At 47.2% G+C, this 15,194-nt stretch carries 18 protein-coding genes; 16 read left to right on the forward strand and 2 right to left on the reverse strand.

Features of this window, described 5'->3' with window-relative positions; all coding sequences use genetic code 11:
• Nucleotides 1-90 precede the first annotated feature (90 nt).
• Nucleotides 91-369: a hypothetical protein gene (locus tag B2899_RS00035; protein WP_146808648.1), complete on the reverse strand. Its 279-nt coding sequence runs from the start codon at nucleotides 367-369 to the stop codon at nucleotides 91-93.
• A 184-nt stretch (nucleotides 370-553) separates the two neighbouring features.
• On the opposite strand from B2899_RS00035, the gene B2899_RS00040 reads away from it, so the two are divergent.
• The 12 genes from B2899_RS00040 to B2899_RS00095 all read left to right on the forward strand — a co-directional run bounded on the left by B2899_RS00040 (nucleotide 554) and on the right by B2899_RS00095 (nucleotide 11,030).
• Nucleotides 554-994, forward strand: a complete 441-nt coding sequence (locus B2899_RS00040) for a hypothetical protein (RefSeq protein ID WP_286883113.1) — start codon at nucleotides 554-556, stop codon at nucleotides 992-994.
• A 294-nt stretch (nucleotides 995-1,288) separates the two neighbouring features.
• Complete coding sequence (gene sufC / locus B2899_RS00045; protein WP_146808646.1) at nucleotides 1,289-2,077, forward strand: Fe-S cluster assembly ATPase SufC; 789 nt, start codon at nucleotides 1,289-1,291, stop codon at nucleotides 2,075-2,077.
• A 20-nt stretch (nucleotides 2,078-2,097) separates the two neighbouring features.
• Complete coding sequence (sufD, locus tag B2899_RS00050) at nucleotides 2,098-3,390, forward strand: Fe-S cluster assembly protein SufD (RefSeq protein ID WP_146808645.1); 1,293 nt, start codon at nucleotides 2,098-2,100, stop codon at nucleotides 3,388-3,390.
• Complete coding sequence (locus B2899_RS00055; RefSeq protein ID WP_286883117.1) at nucleotides 3,387-4,610, forward strand: cysteine desulfurase; 1,224 nt, start codon at nucleotides 3,387-3,389, stop codon at nucleotides 4,608-4,610. Before sufD ends, B2899_RS00055 begins: the two co-directional genes overlap by 4 nt.
• Nucleotides 4,597-5,049, forward strand: a complete 453-nt coding sequence (gene sufU / locus B2899_RS00060; protein WP_146808643.1) for a Fe-S cluster assembly sulfur transfer protein SufU — start codon at nucleotides 4,597-4,599, stop codon at nucleotides 5,047-5,049. Before B2899_RS00055 ends, sufU begins: the two co-directional genes overlap by 14 nt.
• 25 nt (nucleotides 5,050-5,074) lie before the next feature.
• A complete protein-coding gene (sufB, locus tag B2899_RS00065) occupies nucleotides 5,075-6,472 on the forward strand; it encodes a Fe-S cluster assembly protein SufB (RefSeq protein WP_286883120.1) in 1,398 nt (465 codons plus the stop codon).
• A gap of 106 nt (nucleotides 6,473-6,578) precedes the next feature.
• Entirely contained in the window at nucleotides 6,579-7,400 is an 822-nt protein-coding gene (locus tag B2899_RS00070; protein ID WP_286883122.1) for a sulfite exporter TauE/SafE family protein, read from the forward strand.
• Between the two features lie 19 nt (nucleotides 7,401-7,419).
• Nucleotides 7,420-7,644 (forward strand): 5'-nucleotidase C-terminal domain-containing protein, encoded by a 225-nt coding sequence (locus tag B2899_RS00075; RefSeq protein WP_286883124.1) that lies wholly within the window; start codon nucleotides 7,420-7,422, stop codon nucleotides 7,642-7,644.
• A 119-nt stretch (nucleotides 7,645-7,763) separates the two neighbouring features.
• The gene (locus B2899_RS00080; protein ID WP_146808640.1) at nucleotides 7,764-8,021 is read left to right on the forward strand and encodes a DUF6154 family protein; all 258 of its coding nucleotides are present in this window, start codon (nucleotides 7,764-7,766) and stop codon (nucleotides 8,019-8,021) included.
• 70 nt (nucleotides 8,022-8,091) lie between these two features.
• Nucleotides 8,092-8,394, forward strand: a complete 303-nt coding sequence (locus B2899_RS00085; protein ID WP_146808639.1) for a YunC family protein — start codon at nucleotides 8,092-8,094, stop codon at nucleotides 8,392-8,394.
• A gap of 113 nt (nucleotides 8,395-8,507) precedes the next feature.
• Nucleotides 8,508-9,599, forward strand: coding sequence for an HD-GYP domain-containing protein (locus B2899_RS00090; RefSeq protein WP_146808638.1), 1,092 nt, complete (start codon nucleotides 8,508-8,510; stop codon nucleotides 9,597-9,599).
• Between the two features lie 33 nt (nucleotides 9,600-9,632).
• Nucleotides 9,633-11,030, forward strand: coding sequence for an FAD-dependent thymidylate synthase (locus B2899_RS00095; RefSeq protein ID WP_286883128.1), 1,398 nt, complete (start codon nucleotides 9,633-9,635; stop codon nucleotides 11,028-11,030).
• A gap of 29 nt (nucleotides 11,031-11,059) precedes the next feature.
• On the opposite strand, the gene B2899_RS00100 is transcribed toward B2899_RS00095, so the two are convergent.
• Complete coding sequence (locus tag B2899_RS00100; protein WP_146808636.1) at nucleotides 11,060-12,265, reverse strand: MFS transporter; 1,206 nt, start codon at nucleotides 12,263-12,265, stop codon at nucleotides 11,060-11,062.
• Nucleotides 12,266-12,741: 476 nt separating this feature from the next.
• Between B2899_RS00100 and B2899_RS00105 the strand changes: the two genes are divergently transcribed.
• The 4 genes from B2899_RS00105 to B2899_RS00120 all read left to right on the forward strand — a co-directional run bounded on the left by B2899_RS00105 (nucleotide 12,742) and on the right by B2899_RS00120 (nucleotide 15,085).
• Complete coding sequence (locus B2899_RS00105) at nucleotides 12,742-13,242, forward strand: hypothetical protein (protein WP_286883130.1); 501 nt, start codon at nucleotides 12,742-12,744, stop codon at nucleotides 13,240-13,242.
• Between the two features lie 29 nt (nucleotides 13,243-13,271).
• Complete coding sequence (locus tag B2899_RS00110; protein WP_286883131.1) at nucleotides 13,272-13,649, forward strand: hypothetical protein; 378 nt, start codon at nucleotides 13,272-13,274, stop codon at nucleotides 13,647-13,649.
• A 116-nt stretch (nucleotides 13,650-13,765) separates the two neighbouring features.
• Entirely contained in the window at nucleotides 13,766-13,960 is a 195-nt protein-coding gene (locus B2899_RS00115; RefSeq protein ID WP_146808633.1) for a hypothetical protein, read from the forward strand.
• An 18-nt stretch (nucleotides 13,961-13,978) separates the two neighbouring features.
• The gene (locus B2899_RS00120; RefSeq protein WP_286883132.1) at nucleotides 13,979-15,085 is read left to right on the forward strand and encodes an AbrB family transcriptional regulator; all 1,107 of its coding nucleotides are present in this window, start codon (nucleotides 13,979-13,981) and stop codon (nucleotides 15,083-15,085) included.
• Nucleotides 15,086-15,194 lie beyond the last annotated feature (109 nt).

A 15,194-nucleotide genomic window follows, 5' to 3' on the forward strand; every position in this document is an offset into this window, starting at 1 on the left:
CCTGGATCTCATTTCCTCTTTCCCTTTCCTTCCATTCATAAGCGAAGAAAAACTCGCGAGCGGCCACGCCCGCGAGTTTTTCTCATGAGCTTATTCAAAAATCGAAGTGCGTTCGCCGCGTGAGTCGATCCCGGTACAGGATCTGCCGTCAAAGCGGCTCCAGCAGCGTGCCTCTGATAAAACAATAGGGTTTCCGACATACAGATGGGCATATTCTTCGTCTGTAACGTACTGGTACGCATATTGATTGAGCTGGCGGATGCGCCAAAGTTTCTTGCCGTCCGCTTCGTGGAACCAGGCCTGCGCCTTGTGGCAAAGAGGGTGGGAATCGTCGATGATCTTTTGACAGGGAGGACAGAAAAACTCCATTATATCACCCCGTTTTTCCGAAATTCCTTGCCTACATTATACAAAAAATTCAGGTGAATGGTACGGCTTTTTCCGGAGACCTTTAAAGAAAGAAAAAAGAAAGTTACAAATTGGCGTCCACTGCCATCGTAAGATAGAAAAGTGCTAAGATTAAAGGCAAAAGGGACAGAGTGAGGAGATGGACATGAAAGAGGCGATCATGTATGTCAGCGCGGCGATGTCGATTTCGGTTATGCTGTTTATTCTGGCTTTCTTTGCGCTAACCAGAAGAAAACCGGGCAAAAGTGATGTTGTAAGCATTGGACCGCAGCATTTCGATGTGCCGCTCTGGCAGGGAAAAGTAAAGGAAGTTGTACATAACGATAACGTACACACAACCGAGATGGATGTTATCGTATACAGCAAAAGCATCTTTATGGGATTCGCTTCGCAGGGGTTTCCATTCGTGAATATTAATGCCGAAGACATTATTAAGGTTCATTACCAGCGGCAGAGCGTATCGATTCAAATGAGAGAAGTGGACGGGCAGCCGGCATATGTGACGATAAAAGGAGCAGGAGAAAAAGCGCTGCTTCAGTTTGCTCGCAAAGCGGAATTTATCGCAAGCCGGGCCAAAAAGGCATAGTAGTATGAAGGTAAGGAGCGAAAACAGAGAGCTTTCTTTTTTTCGTTCCCATCTTTGTTTTATATAGAAGTATATTTATTTATAGTTTCGTTAAGATTGGGTATCCTAGAGGAGGGCAAGAAAGGACACTTTCGAAACAAATTTGTTTAAAAAATATGTATATAGGTCTTTCCTTGATTTACAACTATGATATACTATATTATAAAAGAGGATTGAACACAAATCGTTTCTAATTCGTGACAATTGCACGTCATGTTTTGAAGTTGATAAAAGTTGGATGGAGGGAATTTACTCATGGCAGGAACACCGCATTTACAAATAAAAGACCTAACCGTTGCGATCGAAGATAAACAAATTTTAAAGGGCCTAAACTTGGAGATCAAGGGCGGGGAGGTACACGCCATCATGGGTCCGAACGGAACGGGGAAATCCACGCTTGCTTCCGCCATTATGGGTCATCCTAAATATGAAGTGACCGGTGGTTCAGTGACGTTGAACGGCGAGGACGTACTTGAGATGGAAGTGGACGAGCGCGCGCGTAAAGGGCTGTTCCTTGCGATGCAGTACCCGAGCGAGATCAGTGGCGTAACGAATGCCGATTTTCTGCGCAGTGCACTAAATGCCCGTCAGGAAGAAGGCAAGGAGATTTCGCTCATTAAATTCATCCGTCAAATGGAAAAGCAAATGGAAGTGCTGGAGATGGACCAGGCTTTCTCTCACCGTTATGTGAACGAAGGCTTCTCCGGCGGGGAGAAGAAGCGAAATGAAATTCTCCAGATGATGATGCTGAAGCCCAGTATTGCGATTCTTGATGAAATTGACTCCGGCCTTGACATTGATGCGCTGAAAATCGTAGCGCGCGGCGTAAACGAACTGCGCAGCCCGGATATGGGTGTGCTTATGATTACGCACTACCAGCGTCTGCTGAACTACATCAAGCCTGATTTTGTCCATGTTATGATGCAGGGACGCATCGTGAAGTCAGGCGGACCGGAACTGGCTCTGAAACTTGAAGAGAACGGATACGACTGGATTAAAGAAGAGCTTGGTATTCAGGACGAAACTGTAGGCGCAGAAAGCTAGGGTTAGGGGGAATGACAGTAATGAGCGTAGAAGCGAATGTGCGATTCGACCAGGAAGCGGTGGCCCGCTTCTCTCAGGGCGAACCGGAATGGCTGACACAGCTCCGCCGGGAAGGATTCGAGGGCTACCAGCAACTTCCGCTGCCGAAGCTGGAAAAGACGAAAATTGATAAATGGAACATCGATAGTTTTATCCCGTATAAAGAGGAAGCAAGGCTTTCTTCGATAGAAGAGCTGCCGCAGGAGATTAAGGACCTGCTTGATGCGGGTAACGACAATATCATTGTGCAGAAGCACTCCAGCATAGTATATGCGGGGATTAACGCTTCTCTGAAAGAACAAGGCGTACTGTTTATGCCGCTATCCCAGGCGGTGCAAGAGCATGGCGAACTCGTAAAAAAGTATTTATTCCAATGCGGTATTGAAAAACACAAAGTAACGGCGCTGCATCAGGCGTTCTGGAATGGTGGTTTCTTCGTGTATGTGCCAAAAAATGTCGAAGTGAAAGAACCGCTTCAAACAGTAGTATGGGGCGCTGATGAAGAAATTGCGTTGCTTCCGCACACGCTAATTGTAGCTGATGCCAACAGTAAGGTTACAGTTGTGGAAAATGTGATAGGAGCGGACTATAAGCAGCCTGTTGTTGTAAACGGTATGGTCGAAGTATTTGTACAGGGTGGCGCCAAAGTGCAGTATGCTTCTGTCCGGTCCCTCTCTGAACAGGTAACAGATTATACGTACCGCCGGGGCGTGACAGAAAACGATGCGCGTATTGAATGGTTGCTGGGCGATATGAACCACGGCAATACGATTGCTAACACGACGACCATCCTGAACGGAAACGGTTCATCTGCTGACGTAAAATCCGTTGCCATTGCAAATGGAAGTCAAAAGGAGAATTTTGTCTCTCGCGTCGTGCATATCGGTACTCATACCGAAAGCAACATCCTGTCCCGCGGCGTTATGCTGGATGAAGCGACCGCTATCTTCAACGGAATTACCGAAATGAAGAAGGGGGCACAGAAAGCCAACGGAGAGCAGGCGGAAAATATCTTAATGATTGGAGAACGCGCACGTGGCGATGCAAACCCAATTCTCCTTATCGATGAAGATGATGTCATGGCAGGGCATGCGGCATCCGTTGGGCCGATCAGCCCGCTTCAGCTGTACTACATGATGTCCCGCGGCGTAAAGCGTAAGGAAGCAGAACGTTTGATTATCAATGGCTTCCTGGCGCCTGTGCTGGACAATTTGCTAATCGAGGGTATGAAAAAACGCCTGAGCGCGGCGATTGAAGGTAAGTTATCCCGATGAATGCAAAAGAAATTCGCGAACTTTTCCCGATCCTTAACCAGAAGGTAAACGGCCATCCTCTGGTATACCTGGACAGCGCAGCAACTTCGCAGAAGCCCGTTCAGGTTATCGAAGCGGTCGACCGTTATTACCGGGAGTACAATTCCAACGTTCACCGTGGCGTTCACACCCTCGGAACGCTTGCAACGGATGGATATGAAGGAGCTCGTGAAAAAGTCCGTACATTCATTAATGCAAAAGAAACCGCGGAGGTTATCTTCACGCGGGGGACGACGACTTCCCTGAACTTTGTAGCGCACGGTTATGCCCGTAACTTTATCGGTGAGGGAGACGAGATTGTCATCACGGAAGTAGAGCACCATAGCAATTTCATTCCGTGGCAGCAAATTGCTAAACTGACTGGAGCAACGCTCAAGTTCATTCCGCTTGCCGAAGACGGTACGATTACCGTAGAAGCGGCCGAGCAAACCATTACACCGAACACGAAGCTAGTGGCTATGGGCTATGTATCCAATGTTCTTGGCTCGATCAATCCGGTGAAAGAAGTGGCGCAGATCGTGCACCGCCACGGTGGCGTGATGGTTGTCGACGGTGCGCAGGCAGCACCCCATCTGAAGGTGGATGTTCAGGAGTTAGATTGTGACTTCTTCGCTTTCTCGGGCCACAAAATGGCGGGACCGACAGGCATTGGGGTTCTGTACGGTAAGCGTCGCCTGCTTGAGAAAATGGAGCCGGTAGAATATGGCGGAGAAATGATTGATTTTGTTGACTTGTACGATTCAACGTGGAAAGAACTTCCGTGGAAGTTTGAAGGTGGCACGCCGATTATCGCGGGTGCAATCGGTCTTGGCGCGGCGATTGACTTCGTGGAATCCATCGGCCTGGATGCTATTCGCGATCATGAACGCAAACTTGTAACGTATGCGATGGAGCAACTGCGCGAAATCGAGGGACTGAAGATTTACGGTCCCGAAGAGCGGAGCGGGCTGGTTACATTCACAATGAATGAGGCGCATCCGCACGATATTGCCACCGTACTTGATACGGAAGGCATCGCAATTCGTGCAGGACACCACTGCTGTCAGCCGTTGATGAAATGGCTGAAAGTATCGTCAACAGCACGTGCCAGCTTCTATTTGTACAACACGGAAGAAGATATAGATGCATTAGTGAAAGCACTTATTAAAACAAAGGAGTATTTCGGCAATGTCTTCTCTTGATGATTTGTACCGCAGAGTCATCATGGATCATTATCAGAAGCCCCGCAACCGCGGGGAGTTCGAAGATGACGCATTGACGGTAAACATGAACAACCCGACTTGCGGCGACCGCATTAAACTACAGTTGAAAGTGGAAGACGGAAAAGTCGCCGACGCTCGTTTTACCGGAGAAGGCTGTTCGATCAGCATGTCTTCCGCTTCGATGATGACGGAAGCTGTCAAAGGACTCGAAGTGGACGAAGCATTGACGATAGCCGATTTGTTCTCCCGGATGATGAAAGGGGAAGCCTCCGAAGAAGAGATTGAAGAGGCGGACCTGGGTGATATCGAAGCGCTGCAAGGCGTAAGCAAGTTTCCGGCCCGTATTAAGTGTGCTACTCTCGCATGGAAAGCCATGGAGAAAGGCCTCCGCGAGCAGCCTAAACATGAGGAGGCGTAGAACGCCTTAGCAAGGAGGAAATAAAATGAGCAAAAAAGCACCTGAATTGTCAGAGTACCAGTATGGGTTTCATGATAAAGACATTTCGGTTTTTCGGGCGAAAAAAGGATTGACGAAAGAAATCGTCGAAGAAATTTCCCGTATAAAAGGCGAAGAGCAATGGATGCTCGATTTTCGCCTGAAATCACTGGAACTCTTCCAGAGCATGCCTATGCCAACATGGGGCGGCGATTTGACGGAGCTGGACTTCAACAGCATCACCTATTATGTCAAGCCGTCCGAGAAGACGGGACGCAGCTGGGACGAAGTACCGGAAGAGATTAAGAATACGTTCGATCGTCTCCGCATTCCGGAAGCCGAGCAGAAATTCCTGGCCGGTGTATCCGCACAGTATGAGTCCGAAGTTGTTTATCACAACATGCAGCAGGATCTCGAAGAAATGGGTGTTATCTTCTGTGACATGGATACTGCCGTGCGTGAGCATCCGGAGATTGTAAAAGAATATTTCAGCACGGTCATTCCGCCGTCAGATAATAAGTTTGCGGCCTTGAACAGCGCGGTATGGTCCGGGGGAAGCTTTATCTACGTACCGAAAGGCGTAAAATGCGAAACGCCGCTGCAGGCATACTTCCGCATTAACTCTGAAAATATGGGACAGTTCGAGCGGACACTGATTATTGCCGACGAAGACAGTTTCGTCCACTATGTGGAAGGCTGTACAGCACCGATTTACAGCACTGACTCGCTGCACAGCGCAGTCGTTGAGATTATCGTGAAGAAGGGCGCACGCTGCCGCTACACGACAATCCAGAACTGGTCCAACAACGTATATAACCTGGTTACGAAGCGTGCTGTGGCTGAAGAGGACGCGACGATGGAATGGATCGACGGCAACATCGGAAGTAAGCTGACGATGAAATATCCGGCGGTCGTAATGAAAGGACCTCGTGCCAAAGGCGTAGTTATCTCCATTGCTGTAGCAGGCAAAGGCCAGCATCAGGATGCAGGAGCGAAGATGATTCATCTTGCACCGGAGTGCAGCTCCACTATCGTATCGAAGAGTATCAGTAAACATGGTGGTAAAGTAACATACCGCGGACTTGCCAACTTCGGACGCAAATCGGAAGGCTCCAAGTCCAACGTAAAATGTGACACAATTATCCTGGATAAGCTGTCCACTTCTGATACGATTCCGTACAATGAGATTCTGAATAACAACATTACGCTTGAGCACGAAGCTACTGTTTCTAAGGTAAGTGAAGAACAGCTCTTCTATCTGATGAGCCGTGGTTTAAAAGAAGATGAGGCTACGCAGATGATCATCATGGGTTTCATTGAGCCGTTTACGAAAGAGCTGCCGATGGAATATGCAGTTGAGATGAACCGCCTCATCCAGTTTGAAATGGAAGGCTCAATCGGATAATCGAGCGGTAGTAAGCACGAAAACTCCCAAACTATTCGTTTGGGGGTTTTTTGTATGATATGATAAGAAAAAGTACAATAAGTAAGCAGGTATATTGGAGTGGATAATGATGGGTTGGTTCATTCTTACCCTGGTTGGAATAGCTGCCGGTACGTTCGGTAGCTTGCTTGGGTTGGGCGGAGGGATTATTCTTGTGCCCGCGCTATTTTATTTATCGGGTATCATTCCGGGCGTGCCTGAGATTACGCCTCAGCTGGCGATTGGCACCTCGTTGATGCTTATTATCATTACAGCGCTGTCTTCAAGCATTAGCTATGCCAAGCAGAAACTGGTGGATTTTTCAAGCGCTTTTTTATTTTTCATAGGCAGCGCACCGGGCGCCGTCATTGGAGCATGGCTCTCAGCCTATTTTGATAAAGACTCGTTTACTTTGTATTATGGGCTGTTCATGCTGTTTATGCTCTTGATTCTAACATACCGTTCGAAATTTACTCCGGGCAAGAATAAGCAGTGGAAAACCACAAGAACATATGTGGATATAAGCGGGCAAGTGCATACATATGGATATTCTAAACCGCTTGCCATCGCTATTTCATTGCTGGTAGGCATTTTATCCAGTGTATTCGGCATCGGTGGCGGAGCATTGCTTGTCCCGTTCCTGCTTGTATTGTTTCGGTTTCCGCCGCACGTTGCCGCTGCCACGTCGATGTTTGTTATTCTGTTATCTTCGCTTGTCGGCAGTATTACCCATATTACACTTGGACATATTGCATGGATCGCGGTGATTGCTATAGCGCCGGGGGCCTGGATCGGCGGAAAATTAGGCAGCACACTATCAAGAAAGCTGTCGGGCAAGGGGCTTGAGAGACTTATGCGGTTTGTCCTATTGTTAATTGCCGTCCGGATGCTCTGGCAGGGATTGATGTAGAGCAAGAATGAGACGGGATATGATTTGTTTAAAATACGATCTTCCTGTATCATGGGAAGAGGAATCGCCGCTTCCCAATTTGTTGGCGGCAGGGCTGCGTTCTCGGGTAGATGAGGAAATTGGCCTTGTGAACTCAGGCACGCTTTTGTTCTCCCTGGAAAAGGGAGATGTCACGCGTAAAGACCTTCTTTCTCTTTGTCCACACCCGATTAATCCATGTCGGATGAAGCTGACGGGGGCATAACTGCTTTTTATTCTGGAAGAAGCGCTGAAGAATTCCAGACGCAATCACTGGCATGCGACAAAATCGGGACATACTAGAAAAAAACTGCATTAGTATACAGATGTGAAAGGGGTAGTTTCATGAAGCTAGTCAATGATATTTACAACCTGTATCGTGATAAACTCACGGGCGATGAAGAAGATGTCACAGCGATTGTTATGAGCTTGCTGCATGGACAGAGCAAAGAAGAGCTCGTGCAATGGATTCAGGAGATGCAGGAGACGGAAATTTATCAGATGTTTGGCCTGTATTTAATGGAGGCGCTGCGAGTGAAAATGGCCGAAGACGGGATTGGGGGGGCGCGTCCGGAAACCGCGCGACAGCAGAGATATCATTGAGTGTCACCCAGCCTGTGCTGTTTACATACTGTGTAAAGGATAAAGAAAAGGCGCAAGGAGGATTAAAAATATGATTGAAATGAAGCCGCTCATGCTGGATGGTCATCAGGTAACCGCTATTTCGGTTCAACTGCCAAAAACCAGTCTGCTGATGGTAACGACGGAGAAAGGGTATATTATGTGCGGAGCACTTGATGTAGGATTGTTAAATGAACGGCTTGCCAGCCGCGGCATTATTGCGGGGCGGGCACTGGGAGTACGGACGATTGACCAGTTGCTGGAAGCTCCGCTTGAGTCGGTGACTTTCGCAGCGGAAGAGATGGGAATTGTACCCGGCATGAGAGGAAAGGACGCAATACTGGCAATGCTGTAAGGAGCTTTCTTTTGGAAAGCTCTTTTTTTAGGTCGATTATACGATATATTTCCTAGGTCTTTCTATGTATAATGAGAAGAAGAGACTAGAGTACGATGAGGAGTTAAACCAGTATGCGATTAATCTCAATTCAAAGCTGCGAAGCCGGTATGGTTTTGGCGCAGCCGATTTGCACGGATCAGGGGGCGGTGCTGCTCAATAAAGATATGGTACTGACCGATAGCATGATTGAACGACTTAAACGAAAAGGGGTTAATACACTATATATCCGTGACGAAGCGACAGAAGATCTGGAGATGGAAGAAGCTGTGTCTTCGGAGACGAGACGGGCGGCGGTAAAAGTCATCTATCAAGGTTTTTCTGAAATTGTTCATGCTGAGCAGAAGTGGAAATCACGTCTTTCTCCGTCCACAATTAATGCTTTCCGTAATGTATTCGACTCCATTGTCGGCGACCTGAAGCGTAATCGCAAAGCATTGGGATTGTTGAGCGATATGTACATACAGGATCATTATGTATATGCCCACTCGTTGAATGTGGCTATTTATGCCGCTGCAGTTGGAATTGAGATGGGGTACAATGATAAAGAATTGCTTGAGCTTGGAATGGGCGCCATGCTGCATGATATCGGAAAATTAATGGTTCCGGGAGAGATTCTCTATAAACCGGGCCGATTGACGGACGATGAATTTGCCGTAATGAAAAAGCATACGGAATACGGCTTCGATTATTTACGTCAGCAGCATGGTATTCCGCTGTTGGCCGCACACTGTGCCTATCAGCATCATGAGCGGCTGGACGGTACCGGTTATCCACGTGGTCTTAAAGGAGAGGAGATTCATAAATATGGGCGGTTACTGGCGGTATGTGATGTGTTTGATGCTCTGACAACCAATCGGGTGTATCGGGGTGCGATGCTGCCTCATGATGCAATGGAGATTATTTTCGCAGGGACGGGTACGCATTTTGAACCGGCGATTGTCGATGCGTTCCGCAAGACAGTCTCCATTTATCCTGTAGGGTTAACTGTAACACTGAGCAACGGAGCCACCGGCATTGTAGTTGACTATAATAGAAATCTGCCCGCAAGGCCTGTAGTGCGGGTGATTAAGCATGAAGACGGCAGCAAAGCTAACCCGTATTATGAAATTGATCTCTCCAAGGAATTAACCATTATGATTGTGCGGTGCGACACGATCCTATAGCAGCCGGGATTGATGAATGAGGTGAGGCAGACGATGAAGCTTTCAAACTATGTAACCAGCACGGAAGACAATGTATATGCGATTAAAAATATACCGGCTGAAGTTGTCGGCACTGTTTTTGCGAAGGTGAGCCGTAGTCCAGGCAGTTTTCGCGATAATTTGTATGACTTGCTCAAGAAGGGGGTTCTGTGTCTTCCAGATACAGACATGATTTCGATGTATAAGGAGTCCCTGGCGCATACGGAAGGAATGATGAAGAAATGGGGCATGGCGTATGGACATGCGAGCATAAAAGAGCATGCGTTTGCCCAATTCTGTATCGAGGGTGTCTCGCGCTGGTGTATCGAGATTCTGGAGACCGTCCAGGCAGCTAAATGGCTATCGTTTACGGAATTTAGCTTTCATTACCATAAACCGGAGGGTTTTGTCATTCCCGTGGAACTGGATAAGCATTCAGAATTGAAAGAACGCTACATCGCGTTTGGACAGCAATGCTTAAAAAAATATGAAGAACTGGTTCCGCTTTTCTTTGAAATAATCAAAGCGAAAAGTCCGGAAATGAAAGAAGATGTGGCCGAGAGGCTGGCATACGAAAATGCGCGCACTGTCCTGCCGCTGGCCACGAAATCCAATGTGGCCGTTACAGGAAATGCGCGTGCCATCTCGGACGCGATTGCTGAAATGCTGGCGCATGAAGGCTTTAGCCGGGAGATAGTAGAGGTGGCGGAGAAAATTCGTATGCATGCGACCGAGGTGCTTCCGTCTTCCATTGGCCATACGGAAGCCATGCTATATCAGCGTTCCTGTGTCGGCGAATTTTATCGGCGGCGGGCGGAAGCGCGGGAAGCACGGCCTGTCTATAATGGTCCGTTCATTGCAATATCGGATGCTTCACCTGTGTCTGAATGTATCCGTGCAGAGGACAGGGTACTGGGAGATTTGTCTGCGATGACCAGGCTCAGCGAATTACCCGGGATTATGCGGGCATATGGCAAGCATATTGCTGTTACGTGTTCTGAAGGCTGCCACCACCAAATCATCCGTCACCGGGCATTTGACTTCTCGCTGCAACTGCCGGACACCCGTTATGGCTTGATGCTGCCGCAGGAAGTGGCAGAAGCGTCAGGCACACAGACAGCCGAGCGAATACTCGACATTCTGCTAACGATGCACAATGAATCGCATTGTCTGTACAATGAGCTTGCAGATACGGACCTTAATGGCATTGCTCCGTATGTGGTGCTGCACGCAAATGCGCGCCGCCTGCCGTTCTATGCCAATATGTACGGACTTGCCCATTTTGTTACGCTTCACAAAGAAGAGCAGGCGCAGAAAGAAATCCGCACTGTTGCTTCCCAGCTTGAACGTGTTTTTCAGGAGACCGAGCAATTTCTGGCAGGTTTTAAGATGGATCGCCATTTGAAAAAGTAAGCTAAAAAATGATAGAAGGCACGTAGCTTTTATGCTCGCGTGCTTTTTTGGTGTTCCTTTTGTTTTAACAGATAAAGTACATAGGTAATGAGATACACTCCCATAAATACAATAGAGACACGATACATAGCCGCGTAGCTCATTGCTTTGGCCACTACACCGAGTGCCATAGCCCCGGCGCCTATTCCTAAGTCAAAGCCGGAGAAAAATGTGCCGGTAGCAGCACCGCGTCGGTTTGCCGCAACCCGGCTGATCGTCCAGGCCTGCAGAGTTGGTTGAATGGCACCAAAACCAACGCCGTAGAACAGGGAAGCAAGTACGAGTGAAGGCACGTTGGTAGAATAGGATAGCAGCAGAAGGCCTGCCACTGTAAAAAAGGCGCCGGGCAAAAGAATCCATACCGGACCCCGCCGGTCGAACAGCTTACCCGCCATCGGTCGGACGATCATAACCATAGCCGCATTAGCAAGAAAAAACCAACCTACGTTGGAAATGCCGACTTCTTTGCCGAACAGTGTAATAAATGTTACGATTCCGCCATACGTAAGACCTAGCGTCATAGCGAGAAAAGAAGGGAATACCGCTCGTTTTTCCACCCATTCATCCAATCGACTTCGGACCTCAGAGACTTCTGTTTCTGTGGAGTCGGGCAGGGAAGGATACCGGATAATCTGGGAGATGAGAAAGCTGGCGATTGCGAGCAGTGCAGAGATGAAAAACAGCCATCCAAAACCGGCTTTTCCCATTACCCAGATGCCGAACAAAGGGGCCAGCGCCATCGCAAGCGTAGTTGACAGGCCATAGTAGCCCATTCCTTCTCCGCGTCGCTGCGCCGGAATGATGTCCGAAATCACTGTTCCGAACGTTGTTGTCGTAATTCCCCAGCCAACTCCATGGATAACCCGCAGGCTTAAAATAAAAAACACGGTTGTTGTCCAGTAATAACCGGCCACAGCCAGAATGAAAATCAACAAACCGATCATCATAACGATTCTGCGGCCAAGCGTATCGAGCGCTTTGCCGGCGAACGGGCGGGCCAGCAGAGCGAACACGGTGAAAATTCCGATTACCGCTCCAACCGCAAGCTCATCGCCTCCACTTTGCTCTACATAAACCGGCAGCGTTGGAATCAACATTTGAAAGCTTGTGAACAAAAATAAATTAGCCAGTGTCGTGAAAATAAAATCCCTGGTCCAGAGCGCAGGTGATTCGATAGTATGTACGGGAGAAGCCATAAAATCATCTCCTCTTCATGGGAAGGGTTTACTACAATTTTACCTCATTTGTTTACAATTTGCTGAAAAATAAAACCCAATATCAAACTCTGCGCTTAACTTTTTATACATAAAGAGGAACGAGGCGAGAGAAGGGAGAAACATGTCACTTCGGTACGCTCCCGCAAGGAAGTATATACTGCCCGCTTCAGAGGACAAGCGAGCTCGCCCCCATCACCCTTTGGGTTTTTTTATTCATATCCTCAATCGCATTTTTAGGTATTGAGCTAAAAAATTTTTTTGGAAGAAAAATCTAATTTATAGAAGAATTGTTCCGATAATTATTACTGGGATGTTTTTACAAATAAGCGAAGGGGAGATTCTGATGAAGAAACAATTTTTTATCACTATTCACAGCTTTGTTTATACTAACGTTACTTTATAACACCTCCGCTGTACAAGCAGGACCAGCACCAAAGTTAACAAAGGTGCAATTTTTGGGCGTAACTTCAGATGGAGCAAACTACGAATGGGAATATGTAGATAATAAACTATCTCTTGATAAACCTCTTACTGGCGAGGTTGGCTATTTCGCAATATATGTAGAGGGAACGGAGCAGTTTGGTAGCTTCTCTATTTTCAATAACGGAGTAGATGTTACTAATAAGTTCGTAGAGGTTGATAGAGAGTATTTAAGTGGATCAGACAGAATAGTATATGGAAAAATATTATATATGGGCTTCTACCTGAACGATGTTTCAAGCGGAACTTTTACAGCTTTGGCCCGAGACTATTATCCACCAAACAACCAATTTTATGACAATCTATTTGGTGTAGAGATTATTCCTAGCACATATACAACCGGCGATACTTTTACGGTTAGTACACACAGTTTAAATAAATCTGAAATCACATCAGTTCCTCCTATTCATTTAACTGAAGAGAAAATTAAAGAGCTTGAAGAAAAAGCTAAGAAGGAAAAACAGGAAATAAACTGATTGCCCAAAATAAGGAAGTAGGTGAAGATTTGATAAACATTTCATCAAAATCAGCAGCAATGCAAAGATCGATTTCGGTATTTAAAAGCCCAGAATACAAAGCATACACTCAGTTAACGATTGTAGCTCGCGTAAAACAAAACGTGGAAAACGGAAAAAAGCTGGGACAATCCTCAATGAGTTTTGATGAATTCAAAAAAATTATTGCTGACTGTAAAATTACAAGTAATTCAAATTCAAGAAAAATTTCCCGTTTTCATTCAGAACATATACAAACTCAACTAAGATTTAGGCCTGATGAGTCTAATCTTTATGAGAATGTGGCCAGAATTATCGAAAAGGCTTATGAAAAAGGACTTGTTAACGAAGATGAAACTTTAATTTCTTCTGCTGAATGGAGAGCCTAAAACGGGGTTGTTGACAAACAAAGAAAAATTACAGAAAAAAATGATTGTAAAGAACTGTGTAGAAAAGAATCTATACAGTTCTTTTTCTATGTAAATCATGAGGAAAGAAGGGGAGGATGAGGAAAAAAGATCCAAGGAAGGAAAAGGCGTTCGCCTTTTTCCACATTGAAATCATCCTCTCGTTCTCTTCTCTCGATTCCTTCGTACCGCAAAAGTCAGCCGCCCTTCCCGTCATTTTCATGTTGGGGTTACGGCTGATTGGTCATGATGGTTTTATTTGCGCAAATCATGGAAAGGAAGTAGGATCATAAAAAAGGAGCGGAGGGAGCATGGAAAGAAATTATACATACTTTACTGTGCTGGAAGCGGCGGCGGTGGCGCTTGTCGGTGCGCTGCTCTTTACAGTGCTGCGTGTGCCGCTGCCGTGGATTCTCGGGCCGGTAGCAGCGGTAACAGTCTGGCGTCTTGCAACGCGCAGAACGCTTATGTGGCCGTACACGTTTCGGGAGACAGCACTTCTGTTGTTGGGATATATGCTGGGTGCGTCGTTTACACGGGAGACAGGGTTGCAGATTATACAGCAGCTTCCCTTTATGCTGGCATCTACCGTGCTGACCGTGCTGGTTAGCTTATCGCTTGGAGTGATTATTGCCCGTCGGCTGGGAGTAGACATTGCCAGCGGGGTTTTCGGCAGTGTGCCAGGTGGACTGTCACAAATGCTGGTACTAAGCGAAGAAACAGAGCGAGTAGATGCAACAATGGTGGCGTTTATGCAAACGATTCGTGTATTGGCGGTCATTTTTTTCGTGCCGTTTTTAACTGTACATGGCTTAGGACGGCAGGTGTCATCAGGCGGAGCGGGAGGGGCTGTGCCCGATACGGCGTGGATGCCTGCTTCATGGGAACAATATTTGCTGTATGCCGGAGTGGTGATAGCCGGTGCCTGGGGAGGAAAGAGGATCGGGCTTCCGGCTGCCGCATTGACCGGGCCGATGCTCGGCACTGCAGCGGTAATCATGGTGGGTGCCGGAGAAGCACCGCATTTGCCCCACACACTTGTCCTGTTGTCCCAGTTTGCTATTGGTACTCATATTGGACTGCAGATGAAGCCACAAACATTAAAAAGCATACGGGCGCTTGGACTGTATACCGTGCTTGGCAGCGTCTTTCTTGTACTTTTCTCGCTGCTCCTGGCTTTTCTGCTTACCCTTTGGACTCCGATGACATTAACCACGGCATTTTTAAGCACCGCACCGGGCGGTATTGCCGAGATGGGCGTAACGGCCAGCATGGTGCATGCCGATTTATCAATGGTCAGTGGCTATCAACTTTTTCGCGTATTTTTCGTCATGTTTATTGTTCCGCCGCTTCTGCAATGGTGGATTAGAAAAGGCGCATCCGAGAGCGGCAAAAGTGAAGAAGAGTTACCTTTGTAGCGCTGGCTGCTCTCGGTACGCTTCTGTTTTCTGTGAAAATCATGAGAAAAGAAGGAAGGGGAAGAGGAAATGAGATCCGGGGAAGAAAAAGGCGTTCGCCTTTTTTCCC

It is taken from the genome of Aneurinibacillus sp. UBA3580, from assembly GCF_002375825.1.
In the GTDB taxonomy this organism is placed as follows: domain Bacteria; phylum Bacillota; class Bacilli; order Aneurinibacillales; family Aneurinibacillaceae; genus Aneurinibacillus; species Aneurinibacillus danicus.

Excerpts from the sequence above, each read along its gene's own strand:
- B2899_RS00035 (WP_146808648.1), bottom strand. The coding sequence starts at position 369 with ATGGAGTTTTTCTGTCCTCCCTGTCAAAAGATCATCGACGATTCCCAC.
- sufU (WP_146808643.1), top strand. The coding sequence starts at position 4,597 with ATGTCTTCTCTTGATGATTTGTACCGCAGAGTCATCATGGATCATTAT.
- B2899_RS00075 (WP_286883124.1), top strand. The coding sequence starts at position 7,420 with ATGATTTGTTTAAAATACGATCTTCCTGTATCATGGGAAGAGGAATCG.
- B2899_RS00085 (WP_146808639.1), top strand. The coding sequence starts at position 8,092 with ATGATTGAAATGAAGCCGCTCATGCTGGATGGTCATCAGGTAACCGCT.
- sufC (WP_146808646.1), top strand. The coding sequence starts at position 1,289 with ATGGCAGGAACACCGCATTTACAAATAAAAGACCTAACCGTTGCGATC.
- B2899_RS00070 (WP_286883122.1), top strand. The coding sequence starts at position 6,579 with ATGATGGGTTGGTTCATTCTTACCCTGGTTGGAATAGCTGCCGGTACG.
- B2899_RS00120 (WP_286883132.1), top strand. The coding sequence starts at position 13,979 with ATGGAAAGAAATTATACATACTTTACTGTGCTGGAAGCGGCGGCGGTG.
- B2899_RS00055 (WP_286883117.1), top strand. The coding sequence starts at position 3,387 with ATGAATGCAAAAGAAATTCGCGAACTTTTCCCGATCCTTAACCAGAAG.
- B2899_RS00115 (WP_146808633.1), top strand. The coding sequence starts at position 13,766 with ATGAGGAAAAAAGATCCAAGGAAGGAAAAGGCGTTCGCCTTTTTCCAC.
- sufD (WP_146808645.1), top strand. The coding sequence starts at position 2,098 with ATGAGCGTAGAAGCGAATGTGCGATTCGACCAGGAAGCGGTGGCCCGC.
- B2899_RS00100 (WP_146808636.1), bottom strand. The coding sequence starts at position 12,265 with ATGGCTTCTCCCGTACATACTATCGAATCACCTGCGCTCTGGACCAGG.
- sufB (WP_286883120.1), top strand. The coding sequence starts at position 5,075 with ATGAGCAAAAAAGCACCTGAATTGTCAGAGTACCAGTATGGGTTTCAT.
- B2899_RS00040 (WP_286883113.1), top strand. The coding sequence starts at position 554 with ATGAAAGAGGCGATCATGTATGTCAGCGCGGCGATGTCGATTTCGGTT.
- B2899_RS00090 (WP_146808638.1), top strand. The coding sequence starts at position 8,508 with ATGCGATTAATCTCAATTCAAAGCTGCGAAGCCGGTATGGTTTTGGCG.
- B2899_RS00080 (WP_146808640.1), top strand. The coding sequence starts at position 7,764 with ATGAAGCTAGTCAATGATATTTACAACCTGTATCGTGATAAACTCACG.
- B2899_RS00095 (WP_286883128.1), top strand. The coding sequence starts at position 9,633 with ATGAAGCTTTCAAACTATGTAACCAGCACGGAAGACAATGTATATGCG.